This is a genomic window from Aeromicrobium sp. Leaf272 (assembly GCF_001422865.1).
Lineage (GTDB): Bacteria > Actinomycetota > Actinomycetes > Propionibacteriales > Nocardioidaceae > Aeromicrobium.
Genome location: NZ_LMMY01000013.1, coordinates 211,042 through 233,668, shown reverse-complemented (window position 1 = coordinate 233,668; position 22,627 = coordinate 211,042). Strand labels below are relative to the sequence as shown.

24 protein-coding genes and 3 tRNA genes are annotated in these 22,627 nt (G+C 71.6%); 16 read left to right on the top strand and 11 right to left on the bottom strand.

Annotated elements, in window-relative coordinates:
- On the bottom strand, positions 1-1,026 hold a 1,026-nt coding region (locus ASF38_RS10390), incomplete at its 3' end, for an acyl-CoA dehydrogenase family protein (RefSeq protein WP_056576509.1).
- Between the two features lie 110 nt (positions 1,027-1,136).
- On the opposite strand from ASF38_RS10390, the gene ASF38_RS10385 reads away from it, so the two are divergent.
- Positions 1,137-1,715: a TetR/AcrR family transcriptional regulator gene (locus tag ASF38_RS10385; protein ID WP_156364705.1), complete on the top strand. Its 579-nt coding sequence runs from the start codon at positions 1,137-1,139 to the stop codon at positions 1,713-1,715.
- A 51-nt stretch (positions 1,716-1,766) separates the two neighbouring features.
- On the opposite strand, the gene ASF38_RS10380 is transcribed toward ASF38_RS10385, so the two are convergent.
- The gene (locus ASF38_RS10380) at positions 1,767-2,303 is read right to left on the bottom strand and encodes a YceI family protein (protein WP_056575724.1); all 537 of its coding nucleotides are present in this window, start codon (positions 2,301-2,303) and stop codon (positions 1,767-1,769) included.
- 123 nt (positions 2,304-2,426) lie between these two features.
- On the opposite strand from ASF38_RS10380, the gene ASF38_RS10375 reads away from it, so the two are divergent.
- Genes ASF38_RS10375 through ASF38_RS10365 form a run of 3 tightly spaced genes read left to right on the top strand, consistent with a single transcriptional unit; the run spans position 2,427 to position 4,125 of the window.
- Positions 2,427-2,903, top strand: a complete 477-nt coding sequence (locus ASF38_RS10375; protein ID WP_056575721.1) for a MarR family winged helix-turn-helix transcriptional regulator — start codon at positions 2,427-2,429, stop codon at positions 2,901-2,903.
- A 59-nt stretch (positions 2,904-2,962) separates the two neighbouring features.
- Positions 2,963-3,229: a helix-turn-helix domain-containing protein gene (locus tag ASF38_RS10370; protein ID WP_055964893.1), complete on the top strand. Its 267-nt coding sequence runs from the start codon at positions 2,963-2,965 to the stop codon at positions 3,227-3,229.
- Positions 3,226-4,125, top strand: coding sequence for a zinc ribbon domain-containing protein (locus tag ASF38_RS10365; protein ID WP_055964889.1), 900 nt, complete (start codon positions 3,226-3,228; stop codon positions 4,123-4,125). The genes ASF38_RS10370 and ASF38_RS10365 overlap by 4 nt, the downstream gene beginning before the upstream one ends.
- Before the next feature lie 107 nt (positions 4,126-4,232).
- Here the strand turns inward: ASF38_RS10365 and ettA are convergent, their stop codons facing one another.
- The 4 genes from ettA to ASF38_RS10345 all read right to left on the bottom strand — a co-directional run bounded on the left by ettA (position 4,233) and on the right by ASF38_RS10345 (position 10,685).
- Positions 4,233-5,915 (bottom strand): energy-dependent translational throttle protein EttA, encoded by a 1,683-nt coding sequence (gene ettA / locus ASF38_RS10360; RefSeq protein ID WP_055964887.1) that lies wholly within the window; start codon positions 5,913-5,915, stop codon positions 4,233-4,235.
- Between the two features lie 49 nt (positions 5,916-5,964).
- Positions 5,965-7,626: a GTPase gene (locus ASF38_RS10355; RefSeq protein ID WP_055964885.1), complete on the bottom strand. Its 1,662-nt coding sequence runs from the start codon at positions 7,624-7,626 to the stop codon at positions 5,965-5,967.
- On the bottom strand, positions 7,623-9,296 hold the full coding sequence (locus tag ASF38_RS10350) for a dynamin family protein (RefSeq protein WP_235492899.1): 1,674 nt from the start codon (positions 9,294-9,296) through the stop codon (positions 7,623-7,625). The genes ASF38_RS10355 and ASF38_RS10350 overlap by 4 nt, the downstream gene beginning before the upstream one ends.
- 165 nt (positions 9,297-9,461) lie before the next feature.
- Positions 9,462-10,685, bottom strand: a complete 1,224-nt coding sequence (locus tag ASF38_RS10345) for a PrsW family intramembrane metalloprotease (RefSeq protein ID WP_055964883.1) — start codon at positions 10,683-10,685, stop codon at positions 9,462-9,464.
- A 160-nt stretch (positions 10,686-10,845) separates the two neighbouring features.
- On the opposite strand from ASF38_RS10345, the gene ASF38_RS10340 reads away from it, so the two are divergent.
- Positions 10,846-10,919 (top strand) — tRNA-Arg (locus tag ASF38_RS10340).
- A gap of 68 nt (positions 10,920-10,987) precedes the next feature.
- On the opposite strand, the gene ASF38_RS10335 is transcribed toward ASF38_RS10340, so the two are convergent.
- The gene (locus tag ASF38_RS10335) at positions 10,988-11,938 is read right to left on the bottom strand and encodes an aldo/keto reductase (RefSeq protein ID WP_056575718.1); all 951 of its coding nucleotides are present in this window, start codon (positions 11,936-11,938) and stop codon (positions 10,988-10,990) included.
- Positions 11,939-12,091: 153 nt separating this feature from the next.
- Between ASF38_RS10335 and crcB the strand changes: the two genes are divergently transcribed.
- On the top strand, positions 12,092-12,646 hold the full coding sequence (gene crcB, locus ASF38_RS10330) for a fluoride efflux transporter CrcB (RefSeq protein WP_055964877.1): 555 nt from the start codon (positions 12,092-12,094) through the stop codon (positions 12,644-12,646).
- On the top strand, positions 12,643-12,987 hold the full coding sequence (locus tag ASF38_RS10325) for a CrcB family protein (RefSeq protein ID WP_055966326.1): 345 nt from the start codon (positions 12,643-12,645) through the stop codon (positions 12,985-12,987). Before crcB ends, ASF38_RS10325 begins: the two co-directional genes overlap by 4 nt.
- A 49-nt stretch (positions 12,988-13,036) precedes the next feature.
- On the opposite strand, the gene ASF38_RS10320 is transcribed toward ASF38_RS10325, so the two are convergent.
- Positions 13,037-13,795, bottom strand: coding sequence for a thioredoxin domain-containing protein (locus tag ASF38_RS10320; protein ID WP_055964876.1), 759 nt, complete (start codon positions 13,793-13,795; stop codon positions 13,037-13,039).
- Between the two features lie 168 nt (positions 13,796-13,963).
- On the opposite strand from ASF38_RS10320, the gene orn reads away from it, so the two are divergent.
- The 3 genes from orn (at position 13,964) to ASF38_RS10305 (ending at position 15,147) form a co-directional block, all read left to right on the top strand.
- Positions 13,964-14,584: an oligoribonuclease gene (gene orn, locus ASF38_RS10315; protein WP_055964872.1), complete on the top strand. Its 621-nt coding sequence runs from the start codon at positions 13,964-13,966 to the stop codon at positions 14,582-14,584.
- Between the two features lie 73 nt (positions 14,585-14,657).
- Positions 14,658-14,730, top strand: a tRNA-His gene (locus ASF38_RS10310).
- 213 nt (positions 14,731-14,943) lie between these two features.
- Complete coding sequence (locus ASF38_RS10305) at positions 14,944-15,147, top strand: cold-shock protein (protein ID WP_055964870.1); 204 nt, start codon at positions 14,944-14,946, stop codon at positions 15,145-15,147.
- Positions 15,148-15,224: 77 nt separating this feature from the next.
- Here the strand turns inward: ASF38_RS10305 and ASF38_RS10300 are convergent, their stop codons facing one another.
- Both ASF38_RS10300 and ASF38_RS10295 read right to left on the bottom strand, forming a co-directional pair.
- Positions 15,225-16,043, bottom strand: coding sequence for a DUF4097 family beta strand repeat-containing protein (locus tag ASF38_RS10300; RefSeq protein WP_055964868.1), 819 nt, complete (start codon positions 16,041-16,043; stop codon positions 15,225-15,227).
- Positions 16,043-17,809, bottom strand: a complete 1,767-nt coding sequence (locus ASF38_RS10295; RefSeq protein WP_055964865.1) for a glycerol-3-phosphate dehydrogenase/oxidase — start codon at positions 17,807-17,809, stop codon at positions 16,043-16,045. Before ASF38_RS10295 ends, ASF38_RS10300 begins: the two co-directional genes overlap by 1 nt.
- 91 nt (positions 17,810-17,900) lie before the next feature.
- Between ASF38_RS10295 and ASF38_RS10290 the strand changes: the two genes are divergently transcribed.
- The gene (locus ASF38_RS10290; RefSeq protein ID WP_055964860.1) at positions 17,901-18,473 is read left to right on the top strand and encodes a hypothetical protein; all 573 of its coding nucleotides are present in this window, start codon (positions 17,901-17,903) and stop codon (positions 18,471-18,473) included.
- Positions 18,474-18,500: 27 nt separating this feature from the next.
- Here ASF38_RS10290 and ASF38_RS10285 read toward each other — a convergent pair whose 3' ends face one another.
- Positions 18,501-19,814 (bottom strand): Nramp family divalent metal transporter, encoded by a 1,314-nt coding sequence (locus ASF38_RS10285; protein WP_055964857.1) that lies wholly within the window; start codon positions 19,812-19,814, stop codon positions 18,501-18,503.
- 92 nt (positions 19,815-19,906) lie between these two features.
- On the opposite strand from ASF38_RS10285, the gene ASF38_RS10280 reads away from it, so the two are divergent.
- From ASF38_RS10280 to ASF38_RS10260, 5 genes are all read left to right on the top strand, one after another.
- The gene (locus ASF38_RS10280; RefSeq protein ID WP_055964854.1) at positions 19,907-20,092 is read left to right on the top strand and encodes a hypothetical protein; all 186 of its coding nucleotides are present in this window, start codon (positions 19,907-19,909) and stop codon (positions 20,090-20,092) included.
- Between the two features lie 37 nt (positions 20,093-20,129).
- Positions 20,130-21,782, top strand: coding sequence for an NAD(P)/FAD-dependent oxidoreductase (locus ASF38_RS10275; RefSeq protein ID WP_082480682.1), 1,653 nt, complete (start codon positions 20,130-20,132; stop codon positions 21,780-21,782).
- Positions 21,783-21,824: 42 nt separating this feature from the next.
- Positions 21,825-21,900: transfer RNA gene (locus ASF38_RS10270), tRNA-Lys, on the top strand.
- A gap of 117 nt (positions 21,901-22,017) precedes the next feature.
- Entirely contained in the window at positions 22,018-22,326 is a 309-nt protein-coding gene (locus ASF38_RS10265) for a zf-TFIIB domain-containing protein (protein ID WP_055964851.1), read from the top strand.
- Between the two features lie 45 nt (positions 22,327-22,371).
- The coding region (locus tag ASF38_RS10260; RefSeq protein ID WP_156366915.1) for an NAD(P)H-binding protein at positions 22,372-22,627 on the top strand (256 nt) is incomplete at its 3' end.

Here is a 22,627-nt window from a genome sequence, read left to right as displayed (position 1 = left end):
CCCGCCGTGGATCTGGACGCAGTGGTCGAGGACGGAGTTCTGCAGGTCCGACGTGTACCACTTGGCCTTGGCGGCGTCGACGGCCGTGAACCGACCCTCGGCGTGCGCGGCGACGGCCTGGTCGAGGTAGGCCTCGGCCACCTCGACCTTCGTGACCAGCTCGGCGATGAGGAACTTGTTCCACTGGAACGCGCCGATGGACTGGCCGAAGGCCTTGCGGTCCTTCGCGTACTGGATGGTCTCGAGCAGGATCTGCTTGGCGTGCGCGACGTTGGAGATGGCGCAGCTGAGTCGCTCCTGCGGGAGCTTCTGCATCATGTGGATGAAGCCGCGGTCGATCTCGCCGATGATGCGGTCGTCGCCCACGCGGACGTTCTCGAAGAACAGCTCGGCGGTGTCGGACTCGGTCTGGCCGACCTTGTCGAGCTTGCGGCCGCGGCTGAAGCCCTCGTCGCCGGCCTCGATGGCGAACAGGGTGATGCCCTTGGCGCCCTTCTCGGGCGAGGTTCGCACGGCGGTGACCACCAGGTCGGCGCTGTAGCCGTTCGTGATGAAGGTCTTGGAGCCGTTGATGACCCACTCGTCGCCGTCTCGCACGGCGGTGGTCTTGAGCGCGGCGAGGTCGGAGCCGCCGCCCGGCTCGGTCATGCCGATGGCCAGGAGGCACTCGCCCGTGGCGATCTTGGGGAGCCAGCGCTCCTTCTGCTCCTGGGTGCCCAGCTCCACGATGTAGGGGGCGGTGATGTCGGAGTGGATGCCCACGCACGACGCCAGGGCGGCACTGACCTTGCTCAGCTCCTCGGCCCAGACGGCGTTGAAGCGGAAGTCCTCCGCGCCGGAGCCGCCGAACTCGTCGGGGATCTCCAGGCCCAGGAGACCCATCTCACCCGCGGCGAGCCAGAAGTCGCGCGGGATGGCCTTGTCCTCGATGTACTGCTCGATGTTCGGCGCGACCTTCTTCGCCAGGAACGTCGCGCAGGTGTCGCGGAAGTCGTCGTGGTCAGCGGTGTAGACGGTGCGGTCCATCGGGTCCCTCGTGCTCGGGTGCGGGCCTGGTTCACTACGCGCGGGTAGGTAAGCGCTTGCTTAGCGTGCCCGGCATGGGCCATGCTGTCAACCGACGAAAGGGACCTGTGATGACAGCCACGGCACGCGAGCGTCTGCTCGAGGCCGCCGTCGAGGCCTTCGCCGAGAAGGGCTTCACGGCGACCACGACCCGCGACATCGCAGCACGCGCCGGCATGAGCCCGGCAGCGGTGTACGTGCACCACGACACCAAGGAGAGCCTGCTCTTCACGGTCAGCATCGACGGGCACCGCTCGGCGCTCCACGTGGTGGAGTCCGGCGACGATCCCGCCGCCACGCCACCGGAGCGCCTGCGACGGCTCGTGCACGACTTCAGCGCCTGGCACGCCTCGCACAGCCGGGTCGGCCGGATCGTCCAGTACGAGTTCGACGCACTGACCCCCGAGCACCGCGCCGAGGTCGCCGCGCTGCGCCGCGCGATCGAGCGCAGCCTGCAGCAGGTGCTCGAGGCCGGCGTGGCCTCGGGCGACTTCGCCGTGGACGACCTGGTGGGCACGGCACGCGCCATCCTGAGCCTCAGCATCGACCTGGTGCGCTGGTTCTCCCCCACCGGGCCGCAGACGCCCGCCGACGTCGCCGAGCTGCACGCGCGGCTCGCCCTCCGCATGGTCCTGTCCCACGACGACTGACGGCGCCCACCCCGAGGGGTGAGCGCCGTCGGGCGCGGGCGGGTGCGAGGCTCAGGCCTGGAGCACGGCCTCCGCGTTGATCGTCAGCGTGATCTTGTCGCCGATCATGACCTTGTCACCCTCGAGCGGGATGTTGAAGTCGATGCCGAACTCCTTGCGGCTGATCTCGCCGGTGGCCTCGACGCCGACGCGGGTGCCGCCCCACGGGTCGCCGCCCTCGCCGAGGAAGTCGACGTTCAGCTCGAGCGGCTTGGTGACGCCCTTGATCGTCAGGTCGCCCTGCACGACGAAGGTGTCGTCGGACTTCTGCACGACGCCGTTCGTCGTGAACGTCATCTTCGGGTGCGCCTCGGTGTCGAAGAAGTCGCTGGAGCGCAGGTGAGCGTCGCGGTCCGCGGTGCCCGTGTTGATCGAGGAGAGGTCGACCTCGACGGTGACGGTGGAGTCCGTGACCGGGTCGGCGGTCACGAGGGTGCCCTCGAAGGTCTCGAACTTGCCGCGCACCTTGCTCATGATGTGGCGGACGGCGAAGCCGATCTCGGTGTGCGTGGGGTCGAGGTTCCACGTACCGGTGGTGATGGTGCTCATGGTGTCTCCTGAAGATGGGGAGTGAGGTTCGTGGTTGAACCTTCAACGTTCGAGACGGTAGCATATAGTTGAAGACTCAATCAACCCTCTCGACCGGGATCCCTCCCGCACTAGGATGTGCCCATGACCACAGCGCCCACCGACACCCCGTGGCTCGACGCGGACCAGCAGCAGTGGTGGCGCTCCTACATGGGTGGCACGACCGTCCTGATCGACCAGCTCGACCGCGACCTCCGCGCCGCCCATGACCTCTCCATGGCCGAGTACGAGATCCTCGTGCGCCTCTCCGAGGCCGACGACCGCTCGATCCGCATGGCCGAGCTCGCCGCGGCCGTGTCGCACTCGCGCAGCCGCATCACCCACACCATTGCCCGGCTCGAGCGCGACGGCATCGTGCGACGCACGGCAAGCTGCACCGACGGGCGCGGCGTGAGCGCCGTGCTCACCGACCACGGCTACGAGGTCCTCGGCCAGGCTGCCCACACCCACGTGCGCGGCGTCCACGAGTACCTGGTCTCGCGCTGCAGCCGCGAGGACCTCGAGGCCGTCGGCCGCGTGTTCGAGGCCGTCCGTGACGGCCTGGCGGGTCGTCGCTTCTAGTCGAGACATTGCACGCGTGCTATGGACACCCATAGCACGCGTGCAATAGTCTCGGTGTCGTGAAGGACATCCGGGACGAGGCGCTCTACGCGGGCGTCGTGGCACAGGTCGTCGCGCGGCGGACGGAGCTCGGGCTGTCGCAGCGTGAGCTCGCCGACCTCTGCGGCACCACCCAGTCGGCCATCGCCCGGTTCGAGTCGGCCACCCGGCCACCGAAGCTCGACACGCTCGCTGCGGTCGCCGAGGCCCTCGACTGCACGCTCGAGGTCACCTTCCGCGCCCGCACCCGACCAGCACGCGCCCGATCGACCGAGGAGACACCATGAGCACACGCGTCGACACCGAGGACATCGCCTCGACCAGGAGCGAGCGGGTGCTCGCCGTCGTCCTGGTCGTCTTCCTGCTGATCGGCTCCGGCTGGTTCTACGTCAAGATCGACGACTGGGTCGGCGGGTCCCGCGCCTGGGAGTACACCGCCGCCGAGCAGCGCTCGATCGACGCCGCCGAGACCGCCGAGGACCGGGCCTGGCGGGCCGAGGAGGAGCGGGACACGGCCCTGACCGACCTCGAGCTCGCGCGGGAGAACCTCAGCCTCGCGATCGAGCAGGACCAGCCCACCGAGTCGCTGTCCGAGACGTTCGAGGAGGCGCAGACCGAGTACGCGGAGGCTCGTGCCGAGGCCACGACGGCACGCAGTCGAGCCGACGCCGCCCAGCAGGCCGCCGACGACGCACGCGAGACCTACGACGACCGCGCCCGCGGCAAGGACGGCCGCTACTGGATCGTCGCCCTGCTGCGCCTGCTGTTCGTCGGGGCGCTCGTCGGCGGGTCCCTGCGCCTCATCACCGTGCAGCGCGCCCGCGAGTCCCGCTACCTCACGCTCGGGCTCTCGGCGGTCGCTGCCTCCACCCTCACCGCCGTCTGGTTCGCCGGCGACTACATCACCGACTACATCGACGTCCTCGAGCTCGGACCGCTGGTGCTGTCGGTGCTCGGTGCCGGCGCGACCGTCGTCGCGTTCGTCGCCCTGCAGCGGTACCTCGCCCGCCGCGTGCCCCGCAGCCGGGTGCGCAAGGGCGAGTGCCCGTTCTGCGGCTTCCCGGTCAGGGGCGACGGCCCGCACTGCGAGGGGTGCGGCCGCGAGGTCGTCGGCGAGTGCGGCGCCTGCTCCAGCCCTCGTCGGGTCGGCTCGCCGCACTGCGCCGTCTGCGGCCACGACTGACGCGACCCGGTCAGGCGTCGAGGTCCTGTGCGCGCCGCAGCACCGTGGCTCGACGCACGAGCGGCCCCGTCACCGCGAGGTGACGGGGCCGCTGCGTGAGGGTGCGGTCAGTCGCGCGTGAGGCGACGGTGCGTGACGCGGTGCGGGCGTGCCGCCTCCTCGCCGAGGCGCTCGATCTTGTTCTCCTCGTAGGAGGCGAAGTTGCCCTCGAACCAGAACCAGCGTCCGGGCTCGTCCTCCGTGCCCTCCCAGGCCAGGATGTGGGTGGCGATGCGGTCGAGGAACCACCGGTCGTGCGACGTGACCACGGCGCAGCCGGGGAAGTCAAGCAGCGCGTCCTCCAGCGACGACAGCGTCTCGACGTCCAGGTCGTTGGTCGGCTCGTCGAGCAGCAGGAGGTTGCCGCCCTGCTTGAGGGTGAGCGCGAGGTTCAGCCGGTTGCGCTCACCACCGGAGAGCACCCCGGCCTTCTTCTGCTGGTCGGCACCCTTGAAGCCGAACGAGGCCACGTAGGCGCGGCTGTTCATCTCGAAGTTCGCGACCTTGATGAAGTCGAGTCCCTCGGAGACGACCTCCCACACGTTCTTGTCGGCCGCGATGCTGCCGCGGGTCTGGTCGGCGTAGGAGATCTTGACCGTCTGGCCGACGTCGAGCGAGCCGGAGTCGGGCTGCTCGTGGCCGGTGATCATGCGGAACAAGGTGGTCTTGCCGACGCCGTTGGGCCCGACGACGCCGACGATGCCGGCGCGCGGCAGCGAGAAGCTGATGTCGTCCCAGAGCGTCCGGCCCTCGAAGCCCTTGGTCAGGTTCTTGGCGTCCAGCACCACGTCACCCAGTCGGGGGCCGGCGGGGATGTTGATCTCGCTGGTGTCGATCTTGCGGTCGCGCTCGGCGGCGGCGGCCAGCTCCTCGTAGCGGGCCAGACGGGCCTTGCTCTTGGCCTGGCGTCCCTTCGCGTTGGAGCGGACCCACTCCAGCTCCTTCTCGAGCATCTTGGCGCGCTTGGCGTCCTTGGCCCCCTCGACCTTGAGCCGGTCCTTCTTGGTCTCGAGGTAGGTGGAGTAGTTGCCCTCGTAGCCGTGGATGCGACCGCGGTCGACCTCCGCGATCCACTCGGCCACGTTGTCGAGGAAGTAGCGGTCGTGGGTCACGGCCAGGACGGCGCCCGGGTAGGTCTTCAGGTGACCCTCGAGCCACTGCACGGACTCGGCGTCCAGGTGGTTGGTGGGCTCGTCGAGCAGCAGCAGGTCGGGCTGCTGGAGCAGCAGCTTGCACAGCGCCACCCGGCGGCGCTCACCACCGGACAGGTGGTCGACCAGCTCGTCCGGCGGCGGGCAGCGCAGCGCGTCCATGGCCTGGTCGAGCCGGGAGTCGAGGTCCCAGGCGTTGACGCTGTCGAGGAAGGTCTGCAGGTCACCGGTCTCGGCCATGAGGGCGTCGTAGTCGGCGTCGGGCTCGCCCATCTCGGCGTACGCCTCCTCGAGGCGCTTCATCTTGCCCTTGACCTCGGAGACGGCCTCCTCGACGTTCTCGAGCACGGTCTTGCCGTCGGTGAGCGGCGGCTCCTGCTGCAGCATGCCGACGGTGGCGTCGGGGTCGCGCACGAGGTCGCCGTTGTTGGGCTGGTCGAGCCCGGCCATCAGCTTGAGCAGCGACGACTTGCCCATGCCGTTCGGGCCGACGACGCCGATCTTGGCGCCGTGGAGGAAGGAGAGGGTGACGTCGTCGAGGACGACCTTGTCGCCGTGGGCCTTGCGGACGTTGCGGAGGGAGAGCACGTAGTCAGCCATAGGCGTCCCAGCCTAGCGAGACGTTCCTGCCGCGCGACCGTCGCGGGTCTCAGCCCAGGGCGCGGACGATCCCGCTGCGATACCGCTCGTACCGGTCCAGCTCCGCCTGGAGCGGCGCGAGGACCTTCTCCTGCGCCACCTCGTCGACGGTGCGACGGAGCACCGCCTCGGCCCGCTGGGCGCGTCGCCGAGCACTCGCGCGGACGGTCGCGCGGGCCAGCACCGCCAGGACGACGCCCACGGCCAGACCACCCACGAGGAGCAGCAGCGGCAGGGAGAAGCCCACCACGACGGGCGCCTCGGGGACCTCCCACCCGGCGACCCGGCTCGCGAGCTCGACGGCGCCCCAGCCCACGCCGGCGACGAACGCCGCGAACGCGAGCCACTGGAGGACGTCGACGAGCCTCCACCACACGGGGGTGCGGGACAGCCCGAGGTCGATGCGGTCGATCGTGTCGTCGAGCTCGCGGACCACGTCGTCGCCGGTGCGGACCGATGCGTTCCGCACCGCGTCGCGCCAGGGGCGCTCGAGGCCGACCGCGGCCTTCTCGGCGATCTCGCGGACCGCGGACTCGGCCTGGGCCCGTTGGACGTGACCGATCGACGGCCGTACCGCCCGCGTGAGCGACGCGACCGACCCCGTCGGGTCGATGCCGAGCTCGCGGAGCGGGTCCTTGCGGAGCCGTCCCACCCAGCGCAGGGGTGGCCAGCCCGTGTGGCGTCGGGCCGTGCGCAGCGTCGAGGCCTCGACGGCCTCGACCAGCTGCGGGGCGCCCACGCTGTCGAGCAGGGCGAGGTCGAGGGCCTGCCGGTCGATGTCGGTGAGGCCGGGGATGTCGGCACGGCCGCCGGTCGCGACGACCCGCTGGGCGGCCTCGGCCACGTCCTGGGCCAGCCGGTCCTTGGCCGACGCCTTCGCGCGGATGCGCCGCGCCAGCTCACGCTTGAGGTCGTCGACGCCGTCGCCCCGGTGCGCCGAGACGCCGATGACCGGGACGTCGGGCAACCCCTCGCGCTCGAGGATCGCGCGCACGTCGCCGAGGGCGCGTTCGCGGTCGGAGTAGTGGATGCGGTCGATCTGGTTGAGCACCACCAGGGTCACGTCGCTGTAGCCGGCCATCGGTCGGATGTAGCGGTCGTGGATGGCGGCGTCGGCGTACTTCTGCGGGTCGAGCACCCAGACCAGCAGGTCGGCGTACTGCACCAGGCGGTCCATCTCGAGGTGGTGCGACACCTCGGTGGAGTCGTGGTCGGGCAGGTCGAGCAGGACGAGGCCGTCGAGCTTCGTGTCGGCCGAGGAGCGGTCGAGCATGCTCATCCGCGACACCTGGTGCCGCGCCGGGATCCCCATCCACTCGAGCAGCTCCTGCGCTCCGTCGGGGCCCCAGGAGCAGGCGAGCGCCCACGACGTGGTGGGCCGACGCACGCCGACGCCGGCGAGCTCGAGGTCGGTGAGGCAGTTGAACAGCGACGACTTGCCCGACCCGGTGGCACCGGCGAGCGCGACGATGGTGTGCTCGCCGGACAGCCGCAGCCGGTCGGACGCGCGCTCGGCCAGCGCCGCGGCAGGGTCGAGGACGTCGTCGGCGAGCCGGTCGCGCGCGGCCTCGACCGCCTCGCTCAGGCCGTCGAGCCGGGTGGCGACGTCGGATCGCTCGCCGCCGAAGACCTTCTCCGCGGCACGCGCGACGGGGCCGGGGCGCTCGGTCATGAGGCGGTCTCTCCGTCCAGGAAGTCGATGTGTCGTGCGTAGTCTGCCCGACGCGCGGCCTCGCGGAGCCTGGTCTGCGCCGCCTCGATCGTGGTGGGGTCGGTCAGGAGGTCGAGGTAGCGCTTCTGCTCGCTCTGCACCAGCGCCTGCATCGATGCGACGAGCGACGTGTGGGCCCGCTCGGCGAGGTCACGGACGGCCTGGTCCCCGAAGATCGCCTCCAGCAGCTTCTGCGCCACGACCGCCGTGCCACCGGCCACGCCGACCTCGGCGCCGGTGAGGCCGGCCGAGCCGCCGACGAAGACGACCACCATGAGCGCCACGCCGATGCCGTTGACGCCGAACGCCAGGAACTTGGCGGTCATGCGCTTGTCGGCACCCTCGGCGCGCACCATGTCGAGCACCTCGGCCTGCCAGTCCCGCACCAGGCGCTCGGCCTTGACCCGCACGTCGCGGGACGCGCGGTCGAGGCCGCGCTCGGTGGCGATGAGGGCACGACCGGACTCCAGGGACGACCAGGAGCGGTACACGGCCTCGGCCGCGGACTCCAGCTGCTCGACAACGATCGTCTGCAGACCGCTCTCGACGGCCTCGCTGACCTCGGCCGAGCGGGTGCGCTTGCCGGTGACCTGGTCGACCAACCGGTCCCGGATGCGGCTGACCCGCTCCTCGACCGACCGGAGCAGCTCGCCGTTGCCCACGTAGTCCTGCCAGCGCGACAGCACCTCGCCCCGCATCACGGTGCCGTCGCCCGCCTTGCGGGCCAGCAGGTCGGCGGCCTCGCGGTACACGCCGGTGGCGTCGTCGTGCAGGCGCTGGGCGGTGGCGCGCTGCTCGTCGAGCGCGTCGGCCACGCCGTGCGACCGCATGACGTTGTGGCGGACGGCGCCGTCGAGGGTGCCGAAGACCACCGCAGCGCGTCCCTCGGGGTCGGCCGCGAGGTCACGCAGCCACCCGATGATCGGTGCGACCGCCGCGCGGGGCAGCAGCCCGTCCTCGCCCACGGCGGACTCGGGCACCGTGAACAGCGGGGAGTCGGAGAGCCCGCGTGAGGTCATCATCCGGGCCAGGTGGCCCCGGACTTCGACCACGGCGTCGTCGTGGGTGCGGTCGAGCACGACGGCCACGGAGGTGCTCCGCTCGGCGGCCTTGCCCAGGTAGTCCCACGGCACCTGGTCGGCGTAGCGCGCCGCGGAGGTGACGAACAGCCAGAGGTCGGCGGCGGCGAGCAGCTGGGACGCCAGCTCGCGGTTGCCCTGGTCGATGGAGTCGATGTCGGGCGCGTCGAGGATCGCCAGGCCCCGCGGCACCCCGGTGGACTCGGCGAGGCGCAGCGCGTGGACGTCGTTCGTCACGGCCTGCGTGCGCGGCAGCTCGGGCAGGATGCGGTCGGGCTGGAACCACTCGGCGTCGGCGGGGTGGTGCACCAGCACCGGCGAGCGGGTGGTCGGACGCAGCACGCCGGACTCGGTGACGGGCTCGCCGACGAGCGAGTTGACGAGCGTCGACTTGCCGGCACCGGTGGAGCCGCCCACGACCGCGAGCAGCGGAGCCTCCAGCTGCACGAGCCGCGGGATCACGTAGTCGGACAGCTGGTCGACGATCTCGGCGCGGGTCGAGCGCACGTCGGAGACGCCGGGCACCTCGAGTCCGAGGGGGGCGGCGGTCACGTCGGTGAGCAACCTGCTCAGCGCTCCCAGCAGCTCAGCCGAAGCATGTTCGCTGGGCACCGGCGGTCCTCCCGTCCTGACGTCGACGACCTGGGTTCTCTCCCGCCCCAGGGCTGGGGACCAGGTTAGTGGACCGGACACCACTCGCGCGCCGCTCCCACGCCCTCACGCGTGCGGGACGGCGCGGTGGGCCACCGGCAGCGGCGGTGGGAGCCTGAGCGCGGGCCGCAACGCGTACATGGCGTCGAGCAGCGCGTACGTCCGTTCGACACCGTGCGGCTTGGCGTGGCCGCTCATGATCGCGTCGTGCAGGAAGGCCATCTCGGTGGCCAGGCGCTGGTAGCGCCGCACGACCTTGGCGGCCACCCGGCCGTGGTTGGAACGGGCGTGCTTCCGGGCCTTCTTGCGGTACGAGAACCGCGAGAGGTAGGGGATCTCCGCCGGGTGGATCCAGCCACGCTCGGCCACGTAGGACAGCGAGCGCTCGAGCGTGCGCACCTGCCGGACTCGCGTGACGACGGCGATCACGCCGACGACCAGCAGCACGAGGCCGAGGGCCAGGTACACCAGGACGAACCCGGCGCCGCCGCCGTAGGACAGCGAGGCGTTCCAGAGGCCGTGCAGGGCGACGCTGACGGCCATGCCGAGCACCCCGATCACCACCTTGAGGACCTTCGAGCGGACCAGGACCGCCAGGCCGAGGGCGATGCCGAAGGCGGAGGTGAACAACGGGTGCGCGAACGGGCTCACGACGCCGCGCACGAAGAACGTGCCCGCAGCACCTTCGGCGCCGGCGACGGGGATCTCGGGCGATCCGAGGTAGCTGGCGGCGTAGTAGCCGATGTTCTCCACGAAGGCGAAGCCGAGGCCGACGAGCCCGGCGACGACGAGCCCGTCGAGGAAGCCGTCGATGATGCGGCGCCAGCGCAGGAAGGTGAACAGCAGGAAGAGGCCCTTGGCCGGCTCCTCGGACAGGGGCGCGACGAACGAGGCCAGCTGCTGGTCGGTGAGGTCGGCCACCTCGGCCACGACGAGCTGGACGACGAGCGCGATCGCGACGGCCCCGACACCACCCCACACGAAGGCCGCCACCTTGTAGCGACGGGGCTCCGGCTCGTAGCGGTCCAGCCACCAGTACACGAGCCACAGCACGGGCAGCGGGATGAAGGCGTACAGGACGGCCAGCCGCGCGCCCTCGGCGTCGCCCGCGCTGGCGGCGAAGATGCCGACCGCGACGAGCCCGATCACGACGCCGATGCCGACGAGCACCATGAGGAGGGTCCGGCCGCGCTGGCGCGGTGTCTCGCGGTAGCGGGGCAGACGGCGCGGGATCTCCCCGCGGCCCGCCTCCTGCGGCACGGCGACGTCGTCGGCGTAGGGCTGGCTCACCCGCAGGAGCCTAGGCGAACCGGTCCTCCCCCGCCCTCTGCCACGCAGGCCGTCCTCCGGCCTTCCCCGTGCATCGGGGCACCAGCGCCCGGATCCGAGCGCGTGGTGGGCCGCGGTGCTCCGAAACGCAGCGCCGTCGCGGCCACTACGCTGGTCCTCGGCCCCCGTAGCTCAGTCGGATAGAGCAGAAGCCTTCTAATCTTCGGGTCGCAGGTTCGATTCCTGCCGGGGGCACTCACCCCCTGACGGTGGATCCGCAGCCGCAGAACGCCTCCTGACGTTGCTCAGGCACCGACGGGGGCTCAGGCCGGTGCGTCGAGGGCGGTGAGCTCGTCGGGCGTGAGGTCGACGTCGGCGACGCGGAGGGCGGAGTCGAGCTGCTCGACCCCGCTCACCCCGACGATGGGGCGGATCTGCGGCCGTGAGGCCAGCAGCCAGGCGAGCACGACCACCGAGCGGGGCACGCCGTGGTCGGCTGCGACCTCGTCCAGCACCGCCAGCCGCCGGGTGGAGCCCGGGTGCTCGTACGGCTCCGGGAACGGACGGTCGGCGCGGTCGTACGCACCCTGGACGAGCGGCGAGTACGCCCACAGCTCCACGTCGGGGTGCTCGGCGACGTAGTCGATCGTCTCGTCGGTCACGAAGCCGAAGCGGTGGTCCTTGCCCTCCACCGCGGCACCGGGCCGGGGATGCAGGTACGACGTGGTCAGCTGGAGCGCCCTCCAGGGCTCGAGCCCGCGGTCCAGCGCGATCGAACGCCCGCGCTCGACCCGCCACGTCGGGTGGTTGGAGACCCCGAGCCGTCGGACCGACCCGGCCTGCACGAGGGCGCCGAACGCCTCGACCGACTCCTCCAGCGGCGTTCCCCGGTCCTCGCCGTGCGCCCAGTACAGGTCGATCACGTCGACCCCGAGCCGACGCAGGCTCGCCTCGCAGCCGGCCCGCACGACGTCGGCCGACAGCCCCTCGACCGTGGCGCCGTCGGGGCGCGGGTGGTCGAGCGGCTCCACCCCCACCTTCGTGGCCAGCTGAACCCGGTCACGCCGGGAGCCGTCGGCGGCGAGCCACCGACCGAGCGTCTCCTCGCTCTGCCCGCCGTGACCCGACGCGTCGGACCAGAACGAGTAGCAGTTCGCGGTGTCGAGGGTGGTCCCCCCGGCGTGGACGAAGCGGTCGAGGAGCGCCCGAGAGGTCCGCTCGTCGGTCCGGGTGCCGAAGTACATGGTGCCGAGCACCAGCCGACTGACGTCCATGCTCCCGTTCTACCGCAGGAGCGCCGCCGTTCGCGCCGGCCCTCGGCTGCCCGCGGTGGCTAGACTTCGGTGCGGCGATGGATCCCGCCGGGGGCCACGTGCTCCGAACCGCCGACCGTGGCTGATGGTTTCCTGTCCGACGACAGGAGAGGTATGTCCGCATTCCCCGAGATCCCCGACGATCCCGATCTCGACGTCGCCGATCCGCGCACCGCGGGTGCCGCGCCGCGACCGGCGCACCTGCGACCGTCGCTCGTCGCGCTGGTGGCGCTGGGCGGCGCGGCCGGGTCGGCCGCACGCCACGGCGTCCAGGTCGCGCTCGGCTCCGTCGACCGCCTCCCGGTCGGCACCCTTGCGGCGAACGTGGTCGGCGCCTTCGCCCTCGGCCTCCTGCTCGAGCTGCTCACCCGCCCCGGGGCCGACCACGGCCGCCGTCGGGACCTGCGCCTGCTCCTCGGGACCGGCTTCCTCGGTGGCTTCACCACCTACAGCGCCTTCGCCCTCGAGACGGAACGACTGGTCGCGACCGGGGAGCCGGCACTCGCGCTCTCCTACGCCCTCGCGACGGTGGCAGGCGGCTTCGCGGCTTCCGTCCTGGGCGTGGCGGCGGGGCGGACGTGGCGCAGGAGAAGGGCCGCTCGGGGGCAGGCCGGTCGAGGACGGGCCGGTCGAGGACGGGCCGGTCGAGGACGGGGGTGGCGACCGTGACCACGCTGCTCATCGCACTCGCCGGCGGGCTCGGCTCCGCCGCGAGGTTCGTCGTCGACGCCGTCGTGACCGGGCGACTCGGGTCGCGACTCCCCTGGGGCGTCGTGCTGGTCAACCTGACCGGCTCGTTCGCCATCGGCGTCGTGGTCGGCTCGGCGTCGGGCCTCACCCAGACGGTGGTCGCCACCGGCTTCCTGGGCGGCTACACCACCTTCAGCACCGCGAGCCTGGACTCCGCGCGGCTCGCCCTGCGCGGGCGCGGAGGTGCTGCCGTCGCCCACGCCGCGGGCACGGCGTGCGCGTGCGTCCTGGCCGCAGCGGCCGGGATCGCCGTCGCGTGACGCACGAAGGGCCCCGCACGAGGTGCGGGGCCCTTCGGGACGAGCGGAGTCAGGCAGCGGAGGTGATGGCCTGCTGCAGACCGGCCGGGCTGACGTCCTCGACCTTCTTGCCGCCGACGTAGACGGTCGGGGTGCCGCTGACCTCACGGTCGCCGTCCTGTGCCGTCTCCTTGGCCTTCTCGATCCACGGGACGAACTTCTCCGTCTTGACGCACTGCTCGACACCCGTGATGCCGAGGCCGTCGAGCGCCTCGACCAGGGCCGAGTTCTCGGGGCCGGCGGTGCCCTCGTCGGGCTGGTTGGCGTAGAGGTAGTCGTGCACGGCCACGTAGTCCTCGACGCCTCCGGAGTCGAGGGCACAGATCGCCGCGTTGGTCGAGCGCGAGGAGTACTCGTTCAGGCTCTGGCCGTCGAGGAACGAGAAGGGGCGGTAGACGATCGTGATGGCACCGGACTCGACCTGCTGCTTGAGGAAGGCGCCGGACGCCTGCTCGAAGGAACGGCAGGCGGGGCACTGGAAGTCCTCGTACAGCTCCACCTCGACCGGCTCGGCGTCGGCGGTCGCCTCACCACCTGCCGCGGCGGTGTCGTAGACGATGCCGTAGTCCTCGGTGGCGTTCTTGGGCGCGACCAGGTCGGTGTTCTTGGCGTTCTGGTCCGACGTCGTCTTGATGGCGTAGCCACCGACGGCCACCAGCGCGATCACGACGACCACGATGGCCACCGTGATGACGTTGCGCTGGCGCTTCTCGGCCTTCTCGCGCTCCTTGCGCATCTGCTCGGCTCGCTGCTTGCGGTCGTTGCTCACGTGGTCTGGCTCCTGTGCGGCGTCGTGGGGCACGGCGGAAGCAGGGGCGGTCCGCCTGTCGTGGGGCACAACGATCGTCGCGTCCCCTCGGTTCCCCGGAAGGCTACCCGCCGTGGTCCCGTGCCCGGCGGCCTCGTCGGCCCCGCGCCATGGCCTAAGGTGCCAGGCGTGAACGACAAGCTGGTGTGGATCGACTGCGAGATGACCGGACTCTCCCTGGAGGACGACGCCCTCGTCGAGGTCGCGGCCCTGGTCACCGACTACGAGCTCAACGTGCTCGGCGACGGCGTGGACCTGGTGATCAAGCCGCCGGCGAAGGCGCTCGAGCAGATGAACGAGGTCGTCACCCGCATGCACACCGCGTCGGGACTCATCACCGAGCTCGACGCCGGGACGACGCTGCGCGACGCCGAGGAGCAGGTGCTCGACTACGTGCGCCAGTTCGTGAAGGAGCCCCGCAAGGCACCCCTCGCCGGCAACACCATCGGCACCGACCGCGCCTTCCTCGCCCGCGACATGACCGAGCTCGAGGGCTTCCTGCACTACCGGGTCGTCGACGTCTCCTCCATCAAGGAGCTGGCGCGCCAGTGGTTCCCCCGGGCCTACTTCGCCGCTCCCCCGAAGGCCGGCCACCACCGCGCCCTCGAGGACATCGCCGACAGCATCGACGAGCTGCGCTACTACCGACGCACCGTCTTCGTGCCCGACCCCGGGCCCGACTCCGACACCGCTCGCACCGTCGCCACGCAGATCACCGAGAAGCCGACGTTGGGCCCGTCCGACTCCTGACGGGCCACCGTCCAGGACCCCCACGACCGTGGGCTATGATCGTCCACGCCGTGGCGGGGTTCCGCCGCGCATGGTGGGCGTAGCTCAGTTGGTAGAGCACCGGCTTGTGGTGCCGGTGGCCGCGGGTTCAAGTCCCGTCGTCCACCCCGTCGAACGAAGCCCCCGGACCCGCCCGGTCCGGGGGCTTCGTCATCGGCTCGGGCACCGTGTAGGCTGGTCAGCAGTTGTAGACGTTGGTTGTGCCAGAAAGATCGAGCACACGGGTTCCCCCGGATGCTCCGCTTCTCCCGGTTGATGCGCGTCGCGACACCCCCGTCGCATACGACACGCGTATGCGCACCACCGCAAGGAGAAACATCATGGCTACTGGAACCGTCAAGTGGTTCAACGCTGACAAGGGCTTCGGCTTCATCGCTCCCGACGAGGGCGGCGAGGACGTCTTCGCTCACTTCAGCGCCATCCAGGCGAACGGCTACCGTTCGCTCGAGGAGAACCAGAAGGTCGAGTTCGACGTCGAGCAGGGCCAGAAGGGCCTGCAGGCGGCCAACATCCGCCCCGTCTGATTCCTTCTCGTCACCACGACGAGACGCACGACGCCCCCACCGCTCGCGGTGGGGGCGTCGTCATGTTCGGGGCCCTGTCAGGACCCGCGGTCGATCTCCACGTCGCCGGACTCGCTGCGCACGAGCACGAGGCGCGCCCCCTCCTGCACGTCGCCGTCCCCGGCCGGGGCTCCGTCGGCTCCGGCTCCGGCGCCGACCCCCTCGACGTCGCCACTGCTCGACGTCGCCTCCACCTCGTAGGGCCGGTCCCCGTCGGGCAGGCCGAGGTCGACGTCGCCGCTGCCCGTGGTCACCTTCACCGCGAACGGCTGCTCGGCGAAGGTGGCCTCGACGTCACCCGACCCGGTGGTCACGGTCAGGTCCTGGACACCCAGGCCGTCGAGGTCGACGTCGCCCTCGCTCGCGCGGATCGTGACGACGCCGGCGGTGAGACCGGCCACCTCGACGTCGCCGCTCCCGCCGACGACGTCGACCTGCAGACCCTCCGGCACCGTGATCGTCAGGTCGACACCGCAGCCCGGGCTCAGCCACGCCCGGCAGTCGGCCACGACCTGGACCACGCTCCCGCGGCGTCCCAGGGCGAAGTCGGTGTCGAGCAGGCCGCTCGTGACCCGGGCCGAGTAGGTCGGCGACGCCACGTCGCCCTGCACGACGCGCACGTCGGCCGAGGGCACCTGGAGAGCGAGCTGGCGTGCGTCGCCGAGGTCGATGCTGCCGGTCTCGGTGCGCACGTCCTTCGTGAGGTGCGAGATCAGCGCGAACCCACCGACCGCGAGCGCGACCAGGACCAGCGTCGCCACCACGGGGACGAGCGTGCGCAGGAGGGGAGACGGACCCGCGTCGGGGTCGTCGGCGAGATCCAGGCCGTCGAGAGCCCCCGGCGGCGGATCGTGCATCACGACGCCGTGTCCGCTCCTGGGCCCGCTCCCCCGCCCTCGGCCGTGGCGACCGGCACGACGTCGGCCGCACCCATGCGTGCGGCGTCCGCGGTCTCGTCGTCGGGCATCGTCTGGGACTCCCGCTCGGCGGCGACCCGCTTGAGGTAGTGCTCGACCTCGAGCTCGCGCTGGTCGTCGGTCCAGCCGAGCGCGTCGCCCATGAGCGACGCCACCTCGCGGGCGACCTCGGTGCCACGGTCGAAGGTCTCGATGGAGATGCGGGTACGTCGGGCGATGATGTCGTCGAGGTGGCGCGAGCCCTCGTGGGTGGTGCCGTAGACGACCTCGGCGCGCAGGTAGTCGTCGGCGCCGGTCAGCGGCTCGCCGAGCGACGGATCGGTGGCCACGAGGTCGAGGACCTCGACCACCAGCGATCCGTACCGGTGCAGCAGGTGCTCGATGCGGCCGACGTTCAGGCCGCTGTCCTCGGCGAGGCGGTGCCGCTGGTTCCACAGCGCCTCGTAGCCGTCGGCGCCGAGGAGGGGCACGTCCTCCGTGCAGGAGCCCGGAACGTTGCGGTCGAGCTGGTGGGTCATGCCGTGCACGGCGGCGTCGACGGCGTCCTTGGCCATGATGCGGTAGGTCGTGTACTTGCCGCCGGCGATGACCACGAGGCCCTTGGTGCTGGTGGAGACCGCGTGCTCGCGCGACAGCTTGCTGGTGGCGTCGGACTCCCCGGCCAGCAGCGGCCGCAGCCCGGCGTAGACGCCCTCGACGTCGGCGTGCGTGAGCGGCTCCACGAGCACCGTGTTGACGTGCTCGAGCAGGTAGTCGATGTCGCTGCGGCTCGCCGCAGGGTGGTCCTTCGAGAGGTCCCAGTCGGTGTCGGTGGTGCCGATCACCCAGTGCCGTCCCCACGGGATGACGAAGAGCACCGACTTCTCGGTGCGCAGGATCAGGCCGCCCTCGCCGCGGATGCGGTCGCGCGGGACCACGAGGTGGATGCCCTTGGACGCGCGCACGTGGAACTGCCCGCGCTCGGCCGCCATGCCCTGCGTCTCGTCGGTCCAGACACCGGTGGCGTTGATCACGACGGCGGCACGGACGTCGAGCTCACGGCCGGACTCCAGGTCCTTGAGCCGGGCTCCGGTGACCCGCCCGCCCTCGCGGATCAGGTCGACGACGCGGGTGCGGCTGGCCACGTGCGCGCCGTAGGCCGCGGCGGTGCGGGCCAGGAACATGGTGTGCCGGGCGTCGTCGACCTGGGCGTCGTAGTAGCGCAGGGCGCCCACGAGCGCATCCTTGCGCAGGCCGGGGAAGATCTTGCGCGCGCCGCGGCGGGTGTGGTGGCGGTGCAGCGGCACACCCTTGCCGTAGCCGGACGCCTTGCTCATGGCGTCGTACAACGCCACGCCCGAGCCGGCGTAGAAGCGCTCCCACCCGCGGTGCTGCAGCGGGTAGAGGAACGCCACCTCGCGGACCAGGTGCGGTGCCAGCTTCTGCAGGTTGAGCCCACGCTCCTTCAGGGCCTCGGCGACGAGCCGGAAGTCGAGCATCTCGAGGTAGCGGAGCCCGCCGTGCATGAGCTTGCTGGAGCGGCTCGACGTGCCCGACGCGAAGTCGCGCGCCTCCACGAGACCGACCGAGAGGCCCCGGGTCGCCGCGTCGAGTGCCGACCCGGCACCCACCACGCCACCGCCGATCACCAGGACGTCGAGCGGTTGCTGCTCCATCGCGTCGAGCGCGGTCTGACGGGTGTGGGGCGACAGGGGTACGGGGCGCATGACTCCAGTCAATCAGGGACACCTGACGCGCGCGTCCCGAGCGGCGGCCGGCCTCGCCTAACCCCGGCGCCGCGTCGTCGTTGTCCTGACCATGGACCTCGTTCGACGCCACCCCGTCGCCGCCGCGGCCGTCGTCGCCGCGCTGCTCGTGCTGGTGGCCCTCGTCGTCCCGCTGCCGGGCGGCTCCGGCGACGGACCTGCCGGTGGTCCGGGGGCCGCAGGACCGGACGGGAGCACCCCGTCGGTGCCCAGGCCCACCTCGTCGCCGTCCATGACCACCGCGGCGGAGGCCGCCGACTCCACCTCCGGCCTCGTGCGACCGTCGGTCGTGCGGGGCCAGGAGCCGGCCGGCCTGTCCGGGTCGGGCGGCGTCCTGAACGTCCGCGCCCATCGCATCACCCTGAGCGTCCGGTCCTCCGACCCGATCGGCGTGGTCGGCTACAACATCCCCACCAGCCGGGACCGCCCGAGCGGTACCGTGCGGGGGGTCGGCCGGTCGTGGTCGCTCAGCACCCGCGTCTACGGCCGCCCGGACTACGCCCAGATGTTCCTGCAGGCGGGGCCGGCCAGCGTGAGCATGACCTGCACCATCACCGTCGACGGCAAGGTCACCGAGCAGCGGACGACGAACGGGCCGTACGGCCAGCTGTTCTGCCAGGGCTGACCTGCTGCCAGGGTCGGTGCCGACCGCTCAGAACACCCCGGTGACGGCCTTGTAGAGCTCGTTCGCGCCCACGGCCAGGAACAGCAGGGCGCAGGCGCCCAGCGCCACGTTGCCGGTGACGCCGTTGCGCCACTCCCGGGGCGTGCGGTCGGAGTTCAGCAGCCCGAGGAGCGTGATGGCGAGGAACGGCATGAAGATCGCGCCCAGCACGCCGTACGCCAGGATGATCCCGACCGGCTCGTTGAGGAACAGCAGCGCCATGGGCGGGAACGTGAGCCACAGGACGTAGGCCCTGTAGTACGAGCCGCCCGAGAGCATCCGCGGGTCGTCCTTGGCCAGCCCGCGCGACGTGCCGAGGTAGTCGGCGAACATGAGGCTCACGCCGTTCCACACCCCGATGAGCGACGAGAACGACGACGCCCAGAAGCCGAGCAGGAAGACCTTGCCGAACACCTCGCCGTACCGCTCGTCGAGCACGTCGGAGAGGTCCACCAGGGCCTTGTCGCCCGTGGCGAGGGCGATGTTGGCGCTGTAGAGCAGCTCGGCACCCACGATGAGCATGGCCACGACGAACACCCCGGTCACGGCGTAGGCCACGCCGTTGTCGAGCCGCATGACCCTCATCCAGCCCGAGGACGCCCAGCCCTTCTCCCGCAACCAGTACCCGTAGGCGGCCAACGTGATGGTGCCGCCCACGCCGCCGGCGACGGCGAGCGTGTTGACGAGCGCGCCGTCGGGGATCGTGGGCACCAGGCCGGGGAGCATGTCGGGCAGGTTCGGCGTGGCCAGCACCGCCGCCCCGACCACCGTGACGAACATGATGCCGACGAAGATCGCCATGAGCTTCTCGACGAACCCGTAGCGACCCAGCCACACGACCGCGAACCCGACGAGACCCATGCCGATCGCCCAGACCTTGAGGTCCGGCCCGTCCGGGAACAGCGCCACGAGCGGCAGCGCCGACGACGACATGGCAGTCGCGCCGTACACGAGGCCCCAGATGACGATGTACGGCCCGAAGTACCAGCTCGTCCAGCGGCCGAGCGAGCGCCAGCCCTGGAAGATCGTGCGGCCCGAGGCCAGCACGTAGCGACCGGCCCCCTCCACGAGCGCGATCTTGAAGACGGTCCCGAGCACGACGGCCCAGAGCAGCGCGTAGCCGAACTTCGCGCCGGCCGACAGCGTGGCGACGAGGTCGCCGGCTCCCACGCCGGTGCCTGCGACGACGATGCCGGGCCCGATCAGCTTCCAGCGCGCCGCCGGCTCGAGCCCGGTCCTGCCGGACCCGTCCGAGGCGGGCTGGTCAGGAGTCGGCTGTTCGGTGTTCTCCCCCGAGGTCATCCGGACACCCTAGGAACCCGGTGCGTTGCCCGCCAGTCCGGTCGGACCGCGCAACGGTTCCGCTCCGGGCGGCACTCCCGTACGGTCGCAGCATGTGGTGGTGGATCCTGACCGGCGTGGTCGTGGCGGCGCTCGTGGTCGCCTGGCTCGTGCTGCAGCACCAGACCGACCTGCTCGGACGGTCGCGGCGGCACGAGGAGACCGACCCCGAGGTCGCACGGGCCCTGCGCGAGGTGCGACGGCAGATCGACCAGGGCAAGGGCTTCCCGCACCGCTGACCTGCCCAGGGGTCCACCGGACTGGCAGGCTTGGTGCATGGTGAGCAGATGGTTCGGCCGACCAGGCAGCGGTTGGTACGCGACGACTGGCGACGGGAAGGCCCAGCGCCAGGTCACCGCTGAGGTCGCGATCGTCGGCGGCGGGCACAACGCCCTCGTCGCCGCAACCTACCTGGCCCGTGCCGGGCTCGACGTGCTGCTGCTCGAGCGGCTCGACCAGGTGGGCGGCGCGGCGGTCAGCGCGCAGACGTTTCCCGAGCACGACGCCCGCCTGTCGCGGTACTCCTACCTCGTCAGCCTCATGCCGCAGGCGCTCGTCGACGACCTGGGCCTGCGGCTGGAGCTGCGCTCGCGCGACACCGCGTCGTACACGCCGTACGAGCGCGACGGCGAGGCCCGGGGACTGCTGGTCGAGACCGGCGAGGGCGACGCCACGCGTGCCTCGTTCCGCAGGCTGACCGGCTCCGACGACGCCTTCGAGGCGTGGCAGGCGTTCTACGGCGAGGTGGCGGTGCTGGCCGACGCCGTGGCCCCGACCGTCCTGCGGCCCCTCCCCCGGCGCGCCGACCTCGGTCCGGTCGTCGACGAGCAGGTCTGGACCGACGTCGTCGAGCAGCCGCTCGGGGTCGCGCTCGAACGGCGCTTCGACGACGACCTCGTGCGCGGCGTCGTGGGCACCGACGGTCTCATCGGCACGTTCGCGTCGCTGCACGACCCGTCGCTCGCGCAGAACCGCTGCTTCCTCTACCACCTGGTGGGCAACGGGACGGGCGAGTGGCGCGTCCCCGTCGGCGGCATGGGTGCCGTCACCGGCGAGCTCGAGCGGGCGGCCCGGGCCGCCGGGGTCCGGTTCATGACCGGCGCGGAGGTGGACGCCGTGACGCCGTGGGGCCCTGACCCCTCCGTCGGTGACGAGGACCACTGGGTGGCGGTCGAGGGCGACGACGGCGACGGCGCCTTCCTCGTCAGGGCCGGCTGGGTCCTCAGCGGCATTGCACCGTCGGCACTCCACGACCTCGTGCCCCAGCCTGACGACGAACCCCCTCGGCACCATCCCTCGGGCTCGCAGCTCAAGATCAACCTGCTCGTGTCCCGCCTCCCCCGACTGCGCTCGGGTGACGACCCGCGGATCGCGTTCGCGGGGACCTTCCACGTCGACGAGGCCATGAGCCAGGTGGAGGCGCTGCACGTCGCGGCGTCGCACGGCGAGCAGCCGTTCGCGTCCGGCGAGCTCTACTGCCACACGCTCACCGACCGTTCGATCCTCGGCCCCGAGCTCGCCGCGTCCGAGGCCCAGACGCTCACCTACTTCGGGCTGCACACGCCCTACGAGAACCTGCTCGACGACGGCGCGGCCGAGCGCGAGTACCGCCGGTTCCTGACCGCGATCGACGCCCACCTGGCCGAGCCGCTGGAGCCGCTGGTCCTGGGCGTCGAGGTGAAGACCCCGGCCGACGTCGAGGCCGCGCTCGCGATGCCGGGCGGGCACATCTTCCACGGCGACCTCGCCTGGCCGTGGCTCGAGGACGACGAGCCGGCGGACTCCCCGGCGCAGCGGTGGGGCGTGGCGACGGCGCACGACCGGGTGCTGCTGTGCGGCAGCGGCGCACGACGAGGCGGCGCGGTCAGCGGCATCGGAGGCCACAACGCCGCCCACGCGCTGCTCGAGATGCTGGGCCGTCGCCCCTGATTTCGTCACGCCGAGGACGGCTGGTAATGTACTTCCTCGCGCGCACCTCTAGCTCAATTGGCAGAGCAATTGACTCTTAATCAATGGGTTCTCGGTTCGAGTCCGAGGGGGTGTACCACCGACGTGGCTCCGAGCATCGCTCGGAGCCACGTCGCTCTTCCCCGGTCTCGCCGGCCGCAGGGGCGCGGGAACCGACACCACCTCCCGGACGTTGTGCCCGGCAGGAGGTTCCACCATGAAGTGCCCCACTGACGGTGCCACGTTGACCATGAGCGAGCGGTCCGGCGTCGAGATCGACTACTGCCCCGAGTGCCGAGGCGTGTGGCTCGACCGCGGCGAGCTCGACAAGATCCTCGATCGCGTCGCCACCGACATCGCCCCCGCTCCCGCTCCCCCGACGGCGCCCCGTGTCGCGCACCGCGACGACGACCGCACGTTCGGCTACGAGCGCCCAGACGACCGGTACCGGGACGACAAGTATCGGGGCGACCGGTACCGCAAGCCTAAGAAGAAGGAGCACTGGCTCATGGAGATCCTCGGCTGACCGACGCCGCGGAACAGTCGCGTCGGGCTCGGCGTTGACACCTCCATGAAGATCCTGCTGACCGGGGGAACCGGGTTCATCGGCGGCGCCGTGCTGCGCCGCCTCGTCGACGACGGCCACGACGTCACGGCCGTGGTGCGCAGCGCCGACTCGGCCGAGACCGTGGCGGCCGCGGGTGCCACGGCGCTCGAGGGCGACCTCACCGACGTCGCATGGCTCTCCGCGACCCTGCGCGAGCACGACGGTGCGGTGCACACCGCCTCGCCGGGGGACGCGACGTCGCCGGCCCTGGACGACGCGG

Coding starts and splice junctions, on each gene's coding strand:
- ASF38_RS10355 (WP_055964885.1), bottom strand. CDS start 7,626: ATGACCGAGCGCCCCGGCCCCGTCGCGCGTGCCGCGGAGAAGGTCTTC.
- ASF38_RS10335 (WP_056575718.1), bottom strand. CDS start 11,938: ATGGACGTCAGTCGGCTGGTGCTCGGCACCATGTACTTCGGCACCCGG.
- ASF38_RS10380 (WP_056575724.1), bottom strand. CDS start 2,303: ATGAGCACCATCACCACCGGTACGTGGAACCTCGACCCCACGCACACC.
- ettA (WP_055964887.1), bottom strand. CDS start 5,915: ATGGCTGACTACGTGCTCTCCCTCCGCAACGTCCGCAAGGCCCACGGC.
- ASF38_RS10265 (WP_055964851.1), top strand. CDS start 22,018: ATGAAGTGCCCCACTGACGGTGCCACGTTGACCATGAGCGAGCGGTCC.
- crcB (WP_055964877.1), top strand. CDS start 12,092: ATGTCCGCATTCCCCGAGATCCCCGACGATCCCGATCTCGACGTCGCC.
- ASF38_RS10295 (WP_055964865.1), bottom strand. CDS start 17,809: ATGCGCCCCGTACCCCTGTCGCCCCACACCCGTCAGACCGCGCTCGAC.
- ASF38_RS10275 (WP_082480682.1), top strand. CDS start 20,130: ATGGTGAGCAGATGGTTCGGCCGACCAGGCAGCGGTTGGTACGCGACG.
- ASF38_RS10305 (WP_055964870.1), top strand. CDS start 14,944: ATGGCTACTGGAACCGTCAAGTGGTTCAACGCTGACAAGGGCTTCGGC.
- ASF38_RS10385 (WP_156364705.1), top strand. CDS start 1,137: ATGACAGCCACGGCACGCGAGCGTCTGCTCGAGGCCGCCGTCGAGGCC.
- ASF38_RS10290 (WP_055964860.1), top strand. CDS start 17,901: ATGGACCTCGTTCGACGCCACCCCGTCGCCGCCGCGGCCGTCGTCGCC.
- ASF38_RS10300 (WP_055964868.1), bottom strand. CDS start 16,043: ATGCACGATCCGCCGCCGGGGGCTCTCGACGGCCTGGATCTCGCCGAC.
- ASF38_RS10375 (WP_056575721.1), top strand. CDS start 2,427: ATGACCACAGCGCCCACCGACACCCCGTGGCTCGACGCGGACCAGCAG.
- ASF38_RS10365 (WP_055964889.1), top strand. CDS start 3,226: ATGAGCACACGCGTCGACACCGAGGACATCGCCTCGACCAGGAGCGAG.
- ASF38_RS10285 (WP_055964857.1), bottom strand. CDS start 19,814: ATGACCTCGGGGGAGAACACCGAACAGCCGACTCCTGACCAGCCCGCC.
- ASF38_RS10280 (WP_055964854.1), top strand. CDS start 19,907: ATGTGGTGGTGGATCCTGACCGGCGTGGTCGTGGCGGCGCTCGTGGTC.